The sequence below is a fragment of the Lawsonella clevelandensis genome (genome assembly GCF_001293125.1).
Taxonomy (GTDB): domain Bacteria; phylum Actinomycetota; class Actinomycetes; order Mycobacteriales; family Mycobacteriaceae; genus Lawsonella; species Lawsonella clevelandensis.
Genome location: NZ_CP009312.1, coordinates 1668223 through 1680943, shown reverse-complemented (window position 1 = coordinate 1680943; position 12721 = coordinate 1668223). Strand labels below are relative to the sequence as shown.

Sequence of the window (12721 nt, the reverse complement as noted above, 5' to 3'; positions counted from 1 at the left end):
CCGTCAGCCTACGGCTGAGAACGGCACGTCACATGGCTCTTATGGATCCTCTTGTTGACGATGAAGTCTCCCACATACCGGTCCACACACGCCTGACCACGCAGGGCTGCACAATGGCCTTCGCCCACGTAGGTCACCAGCGGGGCTTTCATATCCCGTGCCAGCTGCACACCGGCTTCATAGGGGGTAGCCGGATCTCCAGTGGTGGATACCACGAGGATATTGCCGTTGCTATGCACAGACGGCTTATGCGGCCGAATGGTATGCCGTGCCGGCCAGATTGAGCAGAGATCCGCTGGAACGTTTTCAATTGCGCCACCCGGATCAGCAAACTTCATCGCTTTCATGTAGCGCCGTATCATGTCGAGCTGCTTGGCATGGTCGGAGTTGGACTCATTGTCCATGCAGAGCACAGCCTGGAACACGTCCTGCGTATTAGCATAGTTACCATCGATCCAGCGTCCGTAGTAGCCATCTGCTAACGCCAGCAATACGTCACCACCGGCACCTGTCTTCAGCTGCTGCAGACCGAGCTTCAACAGGGGCCACGTTGCTTGCGTGTAGAGGGAAGCAATAACAGCTTGTACCGAGTCAGACCAGCTGAGCGAACGGCTCATGACGATGGTCGGAGCAGGCTTCTTTTGCAATGGCCAGACGAGCTTGTGGAACTCGCTTGTGGCCTTGGACGGATCATTACCTAGCGGGCAATCCCGTTCTTTTGCACACCATTTCGCCCATGCTTCAAAAGACTTCTGGAATCCAGCACCCTGGTTGACGGCAGATTCAACACTATCCTCAGTGGGGTCGACGACACCGTCCAATACCAGCGCACGCAGCTTCGTGGGAAATGCCTCTGCGTACTGCGAGCCGAGGAAGGTGCCGTAGGAGTAGCCAATATAGGTGAGCTTCTTGTCTCCGATGGCAGCGCGGATAACATCCATATCGCGCACGACATCACGGGTACCAATATGGGCAAGGAAGGTCGCTCCCACGTCCTTAATACAACCGTTCATGTAATGGCGGTTCTGCTGATTCTGGTACACCACGGCTTTACGGGTATAGGTGGCATCACCAAAAGTCCGCTTGTTGTCGAAGGCTTTGTCAGAGATGCACTTGAGATTAGGTTCTGAAGCTCCCACACCACGCGGGTCGAAACCGACGAGGTCAAAATGCTCGAGAATCTTCGCTGCAGCTGCCGGCGAGGCCAAGCTCGCGGACATATTGAGGCCAGATCCACCCGGTCCACCCGGATTAATGAGCATGCCGCCCCAGCGTTTTCCAGTGGCCTTCACACGGGAGACAGCAATCTTGGCGACAACCGTCTTGCCCGGTTCAACCTTCCAGGGGTTACCCAGGGCTTTATCCTGTGCGATGACATCTGGGTAGACCACCGGAACCTCAACTGTTCCGCACTCCATCTCACCCATATTGAGAAACGCCTGGTAACGATCGAGTGCCGATGAACGCATCGCTGCGTCTAGACAAGGACCCCACTGTACGCGCTGTGCGTAGAACTTCTGCAGAGCAGGATGGTTTTCTCCAGCTGCGGGAGTTGCCATCGTGTAAGGGTCTTGGGCCGCCGCGGTGGCAGTGGTGGTTACTCCCAATGAGGCGGCTAACCCCATCGCCATCACCAAGGCACCGAGTTTGCGCGGCATGCTAACTGTGTCCCGTCGCATTTACTCTCCTGTCATTTGCGGGCTGGGGACGCAACGCGTCCATGCTGTCTATCGTTTCACAGGAGATGCCGCGTTGGGGAGAGCTCGGTTCGAAAAAAGGAGCATTCTTTCTGTCTACCTCCAGGAACTTTTCAGACTCATCGCTAAGCTAAAAATATGAAGAGCGTTAACCGTTTGTCCTCCGGCATTGTCGCAGGTATTGCCGGCATTTCTGTGGCACTTATGTTGTCAGGCTGTGAATCGTCCTCACTGCCTGCACCGGAAGTGAGTGAGACCACCACCACTAGCGCTATTCCAGAGCAGCGGGAAAAGGCAGTGACTCCCGGAGTCGAGGCAAACGCCCCCTTGCTCTGCCAGGCCATTGAGCCATCCCTCTCCCCCTGGCGAACCAATAGCGTGCGGGCAGCCCGCGGATCTTTCAACGCTGCGGTCCTCGAATGGTCACTCCACAATGACATTACTGTGCGTTCAATCATGAAGAATCCCCACGATATCGATATTGCACTAGCGAAATCGTGTCCCGAAATTTGGAAAGAGACGAAGTTGGCATTAGCTACTCGTACTCTTGCTGAAACGCTGGTAACCCTCCCCACTTATTAGCGAGAGAAAAGGAAGGCGAGCACCCAATGTTGGGTGCTCGCCTTCCTTTGTGTGCAGTGAGGTGTAACGCTGGGGAAGTACTCTGTGGGTGGATATCCGGGAGAGTTCCCTGCAGCTAGGACAAGGGTTTCTCCTCTTCGTTGGCTCCGATAGAATTTTCCCAATCGAGATCTGCGGCATCGGCTTCCGCATTACGGGCAGCGGCTTGGCCGCGCCATTCTGCGGCAGCTTCTGCGGTTGGGTAGGGACCCAACCGGTCGCCCCATTCACGATGCTTTCCTTGGGAGACTTCTCCGGTCGCGGTATTGACGTACCAGTTGCCGTTGTCAGAAGTTGTCATAGCTCTATTGTTCCGAATTTTCCACTATTTGGTCGGGATATCGGCCCATAAATACGACGAGACCCGCACCCATGGGTGCGGGCGTCGTCTCTATCACACAACACGCCTCCCGTCGGAGACCGCACTCTGGGCTAGATACTTAGTCCAGAGTGGCCAGCGGGAGTCCAAGTGCCTCAGCCACCGGGGCAGAGTACAGCTTGCCCTTGTGGGTGGAGAGGCCGGCCTTCAGAGCAGAGTTCTTCTTCACTGCCATCTCCCAGCCCTGCTCAGCAATCTGCAGAACGTAGGGCAGGGTGGCGTTAGAAAGTGCCCAAGTAGAGGTATTGGGGACAGCACCAGGCATGTTCGCAACGCAGTAGAAAACGGTGTCGTGAACCGGGAAGGTGGGATCCTCGTGGGTGGTGGCGTGGGAGTCCTCGAAGCAGCCACCCTGGTCGATGGCGATGTCGACGAGCACAGAGCCCTTCTTCATCTGTGCAACCATGTCGTTGGTCACCAGTTTCGGTGCGGAAGCACCCGGGATAAGAACGGAACCGACGACCAGGTCTGCGGTCTTCAGGGCCTTGGTGATCTCGGCCTTGTTGGACACGACAGTATGGACACGGCCCTGGTAGATGTCGTCGAGAGCCTTCAGAGCAGCAATGTTGATATCGAAGACAGTGACGTCAGCGCGCATACCAACGGCCATAGCGATAGCGTTGGAGCCAGCGGTGCCGGCACCAAGTACGACAACGTTGGCAGGACGGACACCGCTCACACCACCGAGCAGCCTGCCGCCGCCGCCGTACTGCTTCATCAGATGCTGGGCGCCAACCTGAACAGAAAGGCGGCCAGCGACTTCAGACATCGGGGCAAGCAGCGGGAGCTTACGATCCGGAGTCTGGACAACTTCGTAAGCAATGGAAGTAGTACCAGCCTTGAGCAAAGCATCGCAGCAATCGGTGCAGGCGGCGAGGTGCAGGTAGGTGAACAGCACCTGGTTTTCACGCATGCGGGGGAATTCCTCGGCGATGGGCTCCTTCACCTTGATAATGAGATCGCCCTTTTCCCAAACTTCGTCGGCGGTCTCGATCATGGTGGCGCCAGCCTCGATGTACTCTTCATCGGGGAAGTTGGATCCAACACCGGCGGACTTCTCCACGAAAACTTCGTGGCCGCGGTGCACGAGCTCGGCGACGCCGGAGGGGGTGACGGATACGCGGAATTCGTTGTTTTTAACTTCCTTGGGAATGCCAATGCGCATTGCTACTCCTGAAACGTGTTGTGGGGTTCTTCGTTTTGTTCTCTCGCGAACCCCTATAAAATTTCTGGGTCACGCTTATTCTGGAGAAAATTCGGTAAGCTCGCACCTATTCCGAAAAAACTTTTTTAACTCGGGGTGAAAATTATGGATTCTTCGCCGATTGAGCCTCCACAACTTGATGAAGTTGACCGAAAAATTCTTCAGATTCTTAGGGAAGACGGAGACATCGCCAACAAGGATTTGGCGGCACGAGTAGGGATTGCCCCCTCCACCGCTTCTGCCCGGGTGAAGGCACTCACCGATAGCGGAGTGATCCGCGGTGTGCACGCTGACATCGACCCGCAGCTCATTGGCCGTGGCCTCCAGGCTATGATTGCTGTCCGGCTTCACGCAGGTTCTCGCATGGGAATGGACACTTTTGGGAAAACGATGGCAAGTTTACGGGGTGTTCAGGACGTCTATTTTGTTAGCGGCATTGACGATTATCTGATCTATGTATGTATGCGCGATACCACTGAATTGTCCGATTTTGTCGCACATCAGCTGAACAATAATCCGGTTGTAGCGAGCACCCAGACGATGCTGATTTTTGAGCATCATCGGTCCACTTCCTAAGAAACCTGTGTTTTCTAAAAATTGCCCACGGAAGTGATTTAGCTCTCAAAAAGTTGCCATGCGGCAAAAGATCTTGTCGCCATTATGAAAACTTTCCATTCCCGGAAGCCTCAGATTCCCTCTCATAACGACAAAAACGGTAAATGAGCCAACCGTAAGCCGGATTCTGTTCCCACAAGCATTGCCCATGGGCGGCCGCCATCCATCTGGATACATCGTTGCCGAGTATCTCAAGCGATCCACCCGCACACTTCAGCGAGCAGCCGTTAAACATGTACGCAGCTCCACCAAACGTGAAGCCTTCGATCTTGCTCCGAGTGGGGTTTACCAAGCTACTGCCGTCACCGGCAATACTGGTGCGCTCTTACCGCACCTTTTCACCCTTACCACCAAAGTGGCGGTTTGTTTTCTGTGGCACTATCCCGCGGGTCACCCCGGGTTGCCGTTAGCAACCACTCTGCTCTATGGAGTCCGGACTTTCCTCGACGGGGACTTCTTAGGTCATAAGGTTTCCCCAACCGCGACAGCCTAGCTGACTCATTTACCGGTGTTTAGTGTACTAGTTACCCCACAAATTCCGGCAGCGAACTAGGCCACCACTCCCCCGCCGTAATTAACCAACCGCACTGTCGACCCGCCATCGTGATAAAACTCCGCTACCGAAATCGACGCAAGATCTAAAAAGAGACGGTAAAACACCGTATCCACCTCGCCAAGTCCTTCCCACAGCAACGATTTAATTGGCGTTACATGGCTCACCATCAGCACATTCGTTCCACCATACTGCGCCGTGACATCTTCCCGAAAGCTCTGCAACCGACGTCGTACTGCGGCGAGGCTCTCACCCCCTGGTGGTACACATTCAGGATCCTGCATCCACGCTGCAGCGACCGTTGGGTAGCGCTCCAGTACTTCCCCCATCGTGTACCCTTCCCACTCTCCAAAATCACATTCTCGCAAACGGTTGTCTGTGACGATAGGGAGATCCAGCGACTCAGCAAGATACTGTGCCGTCTGCTGAGTTCGACGCAAAGGCGAAGCTATGAGCACGGAATAATCCCCCGGTGCAGAACTCTCCTGCACACGTTGCGCTGCCTGTTGTGCTTGCCGATGCCCCAGCTCGGTCAATTCTGGGTCAATTCCTCCAGATCCGGAGAAAAGATGACGGACGGAGTCTGCGGTCTGTCCATGACGTACCATCACAAACCTCGTTGGCCTGCCCATATCGGGGGATGCCCAGCCTCGTGACGCTTCTGCCACCGCAATTCTCCTTCACCACTCTGTCGGACGGGAATAGTCTCCATGGTACCGTCCGCGCAGAGAACACCGCTCTGGCAGCTAGCTCATGAGATCACTCCTCACCAACAACCCACCGCACTCTGGACAGCGCACTAATTCATCCGCCGGGGCGCCATGAATGGCGTGCAGCTGACCAGTAGAAAGCTCCATTCGACACACCCCGCAATTGAGGCCGACCAGGCGTCCCGCTCCTACTCCTAGTTCTTCCCGCATTTCTTCGTAGACGTCAACAACATAACTGGGAAGAGACTCCACTAATGCTTCCCGTTCAGCACGCATCTTGGGCAGTGCACTCGCTACATCAGCGGTGTACTTGTCAAGCGCTGCCACCGCACTATCCAATTCTCGTTGAGTGCTTTTCACGGCGGCATCACAATTAGCGACCTGTGCTTGGTAAGCAGATACCTGCTCTTCCAGATGCCGAATACGCCGGCGAGAATTGGTGAGCAGCCGTTCTACAGAGTGGAGATCATGGTAAAGATCACGTAATACTTCCGTCTCATGCGCGACATGCACCGCTTCTTCGTCATGGGCTTGGCGGCGCTCGAGGAAGGCTAGCTCTCCCCGCGCTCGTTGCAGTTCACGTTCGACATCTTCCAGCGCTAATCGTGCCCGTGCAGCGGTAGAGCGTGCTTCAAAGTAGTGGCGTTGTTGGATCTTCACATGACGATCTGTGCTGGGTTCGCTGTTGCGATGCTCTGCCGCTGCAATGGCGGCATCAACGTCAGCAAGATCGAGCAGGAGCCTCTGCAGAACGGGGGGACACTTCATAGCGGACTTCTCCTCACTGGTGCAAAATCGCTCACGTGCGGAAGCTCGTGATGTCTACTGACCCGGAATCTCTATGGTGTTAACCGCCTGCCTCAAAGTTTACTGTGAATGCAAGGTCCAGGGGTCCGTGACGAGAGGGAGAACCGCGACATCCAGATCTAGCTCTCTCACCAGTAAGTCCGCAACCTGTGATAGCCAGGGATACTCGCTCGCCGCGTGTGCAGTGTCAATTACTGCTGATCCCCCAGCTTGAAGGAAGTCATCAACAGGGTGATGACGAAGATCGGAGGTTACGTAGCAGTCCACCCCCGCTACACGTGCGTCATCGAGAAAACTTCCACCAGCACCTCCACATACGGCAACGGTTTCAATTATTGCAGTAGGGTCCCCGGCAGCACGAACTCCCCACACGGTGGAGGGAAGAGCTTCTGCCACAACCTCAACAAATTCACGCAGTGGCAGAGGTTGGGCTAAAGTCCCGATTCGCCCGAGGCCAGGAGCATCTGCCAGATTACTGCCATGTGCCGGAGCATAGCTTTCCAGAATGTCATAAGAGGGTTCCTCATAGGGATGAGAAGTCGTCAACGCCTCCTGAATCTGGGCCCGCAGGCGACGCTCCGCAACGAACTCAATACGAGACTCAGAGACAGTCTCCAGCTCACCTGGCCTTCCCAGATAGGGGTCAGCTCCTTTCTCAGGAAGGAACTGTCCAATCCCATCAACACGGAAGGAACACTGAGTGTAGTCACCGAGTGCACCTCCCCCGACGGCAAAAATGGCGTCTTGGACGACCGGTACCTGGCTGCCCGGCACATGCACCACCCAGCGATCAAGTGCATCGGGGTGGTGGGGAATAAGTGGCCGAAGCACGGTAAGCCCGAGCGCTTCCGCTAACGCATCATTGACCCCGGGGTTGGCGCTATCCGCATTAGTGTGTGCACAGAAGAGTGCGCATCCTGCGGAAATAGCGGTGTGAATGAGCTTTCCCTTGGGCATCGAGGCAGCGACGGAGTGCACCGCCTGAAAGAGAACTGGATGGTGCGTGATCACCATCTGCGCCCCCTGGGCTAACGCCTCATTGAGAGTTTCGGGAGTGAGGTCAACCGCGCAGCACACCTTGTTGACGACCGCATGAGGGTCGCCGCAGACGAGGCCTGGATGGTCCCATTTTTCGGCGTACCTCGGTGGGTAGGCCCGATCCATCACGGCCATAATATCTCCCACCGTGTGGGGTACTCGTACAGATTCCACGCTGGGGGGTGCCGCTTCGGTGCCAGGGTGTTCGTTCATGCCAACGTCTCCTCTTCCTTTGTAAGTACGCGAACAGTATCAATGAGCCGCTGCACACTCGAGACGTCTTTGACCGCTAGCCGCCACCACCCAGCATCGAGCAGGGGGAACGTATCGGTGCGGCGGACAGCAATACCTTTTTCCTGCAAGCCTAGTCGGAGCGTGTCAACGGTACCCGGGTAACGCGGGGGTTGAGCCAGCAGAAAGGGACCACTAGCGGGAAGGCGTACCTGCCAGCCGGCCATGGTCAAGGAACGGATCATCGCTTCCCGCTCTACGGCAATGCGGGTGCGGATAGTCGCGAGTTCCTCTTGTAGTGCCGGCTGTGGAAGCGCACGAAGCACGGCTAGTGACAGCGTGGAGACGGTCCAGGGACTGCGGCAAGTAGTAAGACGTTCCACGAGTGTGGGGTGGGCTATCGCATAGCCCGCCCGGAGGCCTGAGATACCCCACGTTTTCGTGCAGGAACGCAACACGATGAGGTCGCCTCCGAGAAGCTTCTGAATAGAGGTAGCAGCCGCAGATGCGGCAGACGTGGCACCGCGACCATACGTAGGAACAGTGGGGAGAAAGGTTGCCGCAGCTGCATAATCGGGCACTACGACATCCATAAAGGCTTCATCGACAACGACAATACGACCGGATGCACGAAGCTGTGCAAGTTCTGCACGGGAACGCAAGTACGACGTGGGGTTTACCGGATTACCGACAATTACTAGGTCACAGTAGTCGGGAAGGACGGGAAGCTGATCCTCTGCCAGGTAATGATGTATGGCATCCCCGTAACCCGCATTGTGGAAGGGTGCTTCCGCTTCTGTATAGGGAGGATGAAGTATCGCGATGTGTCGCCAGGGAAGCCGGCTCAGCAAATCGAAGGCCTCTGTTTCGCCGGCAAGGGGAAGCACCCACGAGGGAGAGACACCGTGAAAAACAGCGAGGGCTTCTTGGACGCGTGCATAGTCTGTGTGTCGCGGATAGTGCGCGAGCTGCGGTAGCGCTGCTTCTAATACGTTGAGCACCACAGGCGGTGGGCTTGGTTGGCAAACGTTCACAGCGAAATCGAGCATACCCGGCAGATCCTGCTGGTCCCCATGAATGTTCCACGGGGTGTCTGGAGTGCCAGTCATACCTTTAAGCCTACTGGACGCCGCAGAGCCCAGTCCCGTCAACCTGGGACGGCATCGTCATGAGAACAAGAACTTCACTACTGGCGGACGAGGCGGGGATGTTCGCAATCTCAACGGTGTGAGACACTACAGATATGACCTCTCCTCGTCCGTCAGACTCCCAACGTGCCCCTATCGTTCTCTTGGACTTAGACGGTACCCTCATTGATTCTTTAGCTACGGTACAGCAAACGCTATGTTTGGCTGCCGATGCGCTAGGGAAAGAGCGTCCCTCTGCAGAATTTCTGGAATCGGTGGCTGGGCCTCCCATGCAGGTGACGATGGCCCGGCTCGGGTGGTCACCGGCCGAGGTCAACGCCGGGAAGCGATTCTACTTTGACCATTACGACACTCATATGTGGGACCAGTCTGAGCTTTTTCCCGGCATTGCTGATGCACTCGCTGAACTGCGCGCACTGGGTTATGAGCTCTACCTGGCTACCTCTAAACGGGAAGCGGTCGCATTTAGGACTGTGGCCCATGTAGGCATCGACAAGTATTTTAGCGGCATGGTAGGCGCTCATAATGACGGCACCACACGCCAAGCGAAGGACGACGTCATTGCGGAGGCAATCCGCCAGGCAGGAGATGATCCACTACATCCACACCGTCGTTATGTGATGGTAGGCGATCGTATTCACGACGTGGAAGGGGCAGCTGTCTTCAGCATCGACACTATTCTCTGCACGTGGGGTACTGGTTCCCCCACGGAGTGGGAGCAGGCTGCCTATACTATCGACAGTGTTGCGGAGCTCCCCCGAGCAGTCCAGGCATTACTGCCGCGAGAATGAGTGCGACGCACAGGCCCGCCCACTGGACAGCACCGGAAAGACGCACGGCCGCAGCAAGATCCTCGCAGGTAGGCACAGGACCATCCCCAAGACGCGGCCGATTCTCCACCCCATAGCGATAGATAGTCTCCCCACCTAGTGTTATCCCTAAGGCGCCAGCACAGGCTATCTCAACAACTCCCGCATTAGAACTGGGATGTGTGGGAGCATCGCGACGCCACAAATGCAGAATCTCTCGTGCTCGCTGAGGAACAATAGCTGCGGTTAGCAGGGCAGTGAGACGCGCGGGCACGTAATTTGCCACATCATCCATACGAGCACTTGCCCACCCAAAATCGCGGTAACGTGCGGAGCGATAGCCCACCATGGCGTCAAGAGTGTTGGTGGCACGGTACCAGAGAAGTCCTGGAAGCCCTGCTATGGCTCCCCAGAACAGTGCCCCTATGGTCGCATCGGATGTGTTTTCTGCCAGGGACTCTACGGTGGCACGGGCAATTCCTTCCACATCGAGATACTGGGGATCCCGCGAACATAACGAAGGGAGGAGCTCCCGATCCGCCTCAAGAGTGCCGTCACGCAGTCGTTGTTCCATCTCATGCCCAACTCGTTGAAGAGTGGTTCCGCCGAGGACCGTCCAGGTCCCGGCAGCCAGCAGGCCTGTGTGTAGAAGGGGACATGAACGGCTGACTCGCTGAGCTATGACAGCGGTGGTGGTAGGAACTCCGCTAGCGATGAGGTAGTAGAGTGCGCCTCGTTTTCTCGACGGGGCGTAGATGCGAGACCAACCGTTGTGCTCCGCGCCCAAAGAACGACACTGGGTGATGCTGTCGAGGGTCCGCGTAAAGGCGGTCAAGAAGGAATCCGAGGGCGAGACCACTCACTCGATCTATTCGTTTCACTGAATAACTATTCACTTCTAATGGGCATAGCCAAAGTAGTAGCTCACAATGACGAGAAGGAAGACAATGGAGGCGATGATCATGCCCACCGCCAGAGCGGAAAAGGGGTGTCGGCTACGGATAATGCCGATGGACCCGCCGGTCGTCAGGCAGGTGGCAATCAGTCCGAGAAGTGGGATTACTGGAGTCCATTCTATGGGATTAATAATTGGGTGAGAAATCGTAGAAACAAGTGTCACACCGAGAATAAAAAGCAAGCCCGTCATGCCTGTCCCCACCAGCACGCCACCGAGCACCATACCCGCGTTGATAAGTACATTCCTAGGTTGTGCGTTCATAAAAGTCCTCTCGTGGATGAAAAAAGTCCCCTCTCAGGGTAACTGAGAGTTCTGTTAAGGCGGTTGTCACTTATTCCGTCTAAATACCGTCAACGGCCCAACTTAGGATGGCCTTACCTGCAGATTTAGCTGAAACTCCTTGCCCATTGATACATAAAATGAGGCCCCTTCTCGGTAGGCTAATCACATGCCTGATAACACTGTGACTACCCGCACAGACTCATCCTCCCCGGTGCTGCGCATTGCAGTTTATTCTGATCGCCCACAATTGCGAGAGGACGTACATTCAGCATTCGGCACTTCTTCTATTTCCGCAGATCTGCCCCCCGTTGAATTGGTCGATTTCGCCACTGGTCCGGCACTCATCCGTGCCCTTCACAACCAGGAAATCGATCTCTGCCTTCTCGATGGCGAAGCCGCCCCACTCGGTGGAATGGGCCTGAGTTACCAAATTAATGCCGAAGTGGAGGATCACCCGCCGCTTCTCGTTCTCCTGCAACGACGTGACGATGCATGGCTGTCTACATGGAGCAAGGCGGATGCTGTCTACCTTCTCCCCGTTGATCCCATCGATCTACCCCTCGCTGCGGCGAATCTCCTCCGCCCGGGTAAGTAGCCAGAGCTTTTCGATCTGCTGCCCAGGTACGGACCTCTTATCTCCTTAACTAACACTCACGTGTGAGAGGAAACCGACGTGTCGTATTACATTCCCATTCTGGCAATGGTGATCATTGCAGCGCTGTTTGTGCTGGTGATGGTAGGCGCCTCAGTCATCATCGGCCCCCACCGCTACAACAAATCCAAGTATGACGTCTACGAGTGCGGTGTGGACGCACTGGACCGCCCCGAAAACGGGGGCCGCATGTCCCTCAAGTACTTCACCATCGCCATGATGTTCCTCATCTTCGACGTTGAAACCATCTTCTTGTTCCCCTGGGCAATCGCCTTCGACAAGATGGGCTGGTTCCTCCTCGTAGAGATGCTCCTGTTCGTGGCCACCCTCTTGGTTGCCTACATCTACGTGTGGCGCCGGGGAGGACTGAACTGGGAATAAACCACGCCCTGCTTTTCACTATCTACCCAATTAAGTGACTGGAATTCGAAATGGGAATTGAAGACAAACTTTCAGGTGGCTTCGTAACCACCACCACAGAATGGCTGTTTGGCCTCACCCGCGAGTGGTCAGTCTGGCCCGTCACCTTCGGCCTCGCCTGCTGTGCATTTGAGATGATGTCCTACGCAGGCCCGCGTTTCGACGCCTCCCGTTGGGGACAGGAAGTGTTCCGCGCTTCCCCACGCCAATCTGACCTCATGATCATCTCCGGCCGCGTGAGCCAGAAGATGGCCCCCATCATGCGCCGCGTGTACGACCAGATGCCTGACCCCAAGTGGGTTATCGCCATGGGTGCGTGCTCCTCCTCCGGCGGCGTGTTCAACAACTACGCCATCGTGCAGGGTGCCGACCATATCGTGCCGGTAGACCTCTACATTCCCGGCTGCCCGCCGCGCCCCGACATGCTGATCGACGCCTCCTTCAAGCTGCGCGCCATGATCGCCAAGAAGACTCAACTCGGTGAAAAGCACATCATCGCCGACGAGCAGGCTAAGGAAGCCGCTGCTCTCGCCGGTGAAGTTCGTGTCGCCGAAGAGAAACTCATCCGGATGAAGAAGAAGTAAGAAGGGAGGAGCG

14 protein-coding genes, 1 other RNA gene and 1 pseudogene are annotated in these 12721 nt (G+C 56.0%); 6 read left to right on the top strand and 10 right to left on the bottom strand.

Going from position 1 to position 12721, the window contains the following annotated elements; genetic code table 11:
• Window positions 1-8: 8 nt before the first annotated feature.
• Window positions 9-1679 (bottom strand): alpha/beta hydrolase, encoded by a 1671-nt coding sequence (locus IY73_RS07185; protein ID WP_053962472.1) that lies wholly within the window; start codon window positions 1677-1679, stop codon window positions 9-11.
• Between the two features lie 156 nt (window positions 1680-1835).
• On the opposite strand from IY73_RS07185, the gene IY73_RS07180 reads away from it, so the two are divergent.
• Window positions 1836-2279, top strand: a complete 444-nt coding sequence (locus IY73_RS07180; RefSeq protein WP_053962471.1) for a hypothetical protein — start codon at window positions 1836-1838, stop codon at window positions 2277-2279.
• 115 nt (window positions 2280-2394) lie between these two features.
• Here IY73_RS07180 and IY73_RS07175 read toward each other — a convergent pair whose 3' ends face one another.
• Complete coding sequence (locus tag IY73_RS07175) at window positions 2395-2619, bottom strand: hypothetical protein (protein WP_053962470.1); 225 nt, start codon at window positions 2617-2619, stop codon at window positions 2395-2397.
• Window positions 2620-2758: 139 nt separating this feature from the next.
• Window positions 2759-3862 carry an alanine dehydrogenase gene (gene ald, locus IY73_RS07170; RefSeq protein WP_053962469.1) on the bottom strand — a complete coding sequence of 368 codons (1104 nt, stop codon included), beginning with the start codon at window positions 3860-3862 and terminating at the stop codon, window positions 2759-2761.
• 144 nt (window positions 3863-4006) lie between these two features.
• On the opposite strand from ald, the gene IY73_RS07165 reads away from it, so the two are divergent.
• Window positions 4007-4477: an Lrp/AsnC family transcriptional regulator gene (locus IY73_RS07165; protein WP_053962468.1), complete on the top strand. Its 471-nt coding sequence runs from the start codon at window positions 4007-4009 to the stop codon at window positions 4475-4477.
• 140 nt (window positions 4478-4617) lie between these two features.
• On the opposite strand, the gene rnpB is transcribed toward IY73_RS07165, so the two are convergent.
• The 5 genes from rnpB to IY73_RS07140 all read right to left on the bottom strand — a co-directional run bounded on the left by rnpB (window position 4618) and on the right by IY73_RS07140 (window position 8964).
• Window positions 4618-5017, bottom strand: an RNA gene (gene rnpB / locus IY73_RS07945) — RNase P RNA component class A.
• A 48-nt stretch (window positions 5018-5065) separates the two neighbouring features.
• The gene (locus IY73_RS07155) at window positions 5066-5737 is read right to left on the bottom strand and encodes a histidine phosphatase family protein (RefSeq protein ID WP_063665790.1); all 672 of its coding nucleotides are present in this window, start codon (window positions 5735-5737) and stop codon (window positions 5066-5068) included.
• Window positions 5738-5815: 78 nt separating this feature from the next.
• Window positions 5816-6547 carry a zinc ribbon domain-containing protein gene (locus IY73_RS07150; RefSeq protein WP_053962466.1) on the bottom strand — a complete coding sequence of 244 codons (732 nt, stop codon included), beginning with the start codon at window positions 6545-6547 and terminating at the stop codon, window positions 5816-5818.
• Between the two features lie 99 nt (window positions 6548-6646).
• On the bottom strand, window positions 6647-7837 hold the full coding sequence (locus IY73_RS07145; RefSeq protein ID WP_082345525.1) for a Nif3-like dinuclear metal center hexameric protein: 1191 nt from the start codon (window positions 7835-7837) through the stop codon (window positions 6647-6649).
• Window positions 7834-8964: an aminotransferase class I/II-fold pyridoxal phosphate-dependent enzyme gene (locus tag IY73_RS07140; RefSeq protein ID WP_053979139.1), complete on the bottom strand. Its 1131-nt coding sequence runs from the start codon at window positions 8962-8964 to the stop codon at window positions 7834-7836. Before IY73_RS07140 ends, IY73_RS07145 begins: the two co-directional genes overlap by 4 nt.
• Window positions 8965-9098: 134 nt before the next feature.
• Between IY73_RS07140 and IY73_RS07135 the strand changes: the two genes are divergently transcribed.
• Window positions 9099-9794: an HAD hydrolase-like protein gene (locus IY73_RS07135; RefSeq protein WP_053962464.1), complete on the top strand. Its 696-nt coding sequence runs from the start codon at window positions 9099-9101 to the stop codon at window positions 9792-9794.
• Here IY73_RS07135 and IY73_RS08220 read toward each other — a convergent pair.
• Window positions 9736-10693, bottom strand: a pseudogene (locus tag IY73_RS08220) (cobalamin biosynthesis protein). The gene IY73_RS07135 and the pseudogene IY73_RS08220 overlap by 59 nt on opposite strands.
• A gap of 17 nt (window positions 10694-10710) precedes the next feature.
• A complete protein-coding gene (locus tag IY73_RS07130) occupies window positions 10711-11031 on the bottom strand; it encodes a hypothetical protein (protein WP_053962463.1) in 321 nt (106 codons plus the stop codon).
• Between the two features lie 187 nt (window positions 11032-11218).
• On the opposite strand from IY73_RS07130, the gene IY73_RS07125 reads away from it, so the two are divergent.
• The 3 genes from IY73_RS07125 to IY73_RS07115 all read left to right on the top strand — a co-directional run bounded on the left by IY73_RS07125 (window position 11219) and on the right by IY73_RS07115 (window position 12708).
• Window positions 11219-11647 (top strand): hypothetical protein, encoded by a 429-nt coding sequence (locus tag IY73_RS07125; RefSeq protein WP_053962462.1) that lies wholly within the window; start codon window positions 11219-11221, stop codon window positions 11645-11647.
• A gap of 78 nt (window positions 11648-11725) precedes the next feature.
• Window positions 11726-12085 carry an NADH-quinone oxidoreductase subunit A gene (locus IY73_RS07120; protein ID WP_053962461.1) on the top strand — a complete coding sequence of 120 codons (360 nt, stop codon included), beginning with the start codon at window positions 11726-11728 and terminating at the stop codon, window positions 12083-12085.
• Between the two features lie 50 nt (window positions 12086-12135).
• On the top strand, window positions 12136-12708 hold the full coding sequence (locus IY73_RS07115; protein ID WP_053962460.1) for an NADH-quinone oxidoreductase subunit B: 573 nt from the start codon (window positions 12136-12138) through the stop codon (window positions 12706-12708).
• Window positions 12709-12721: the final 13 nt, after the last annotated feature.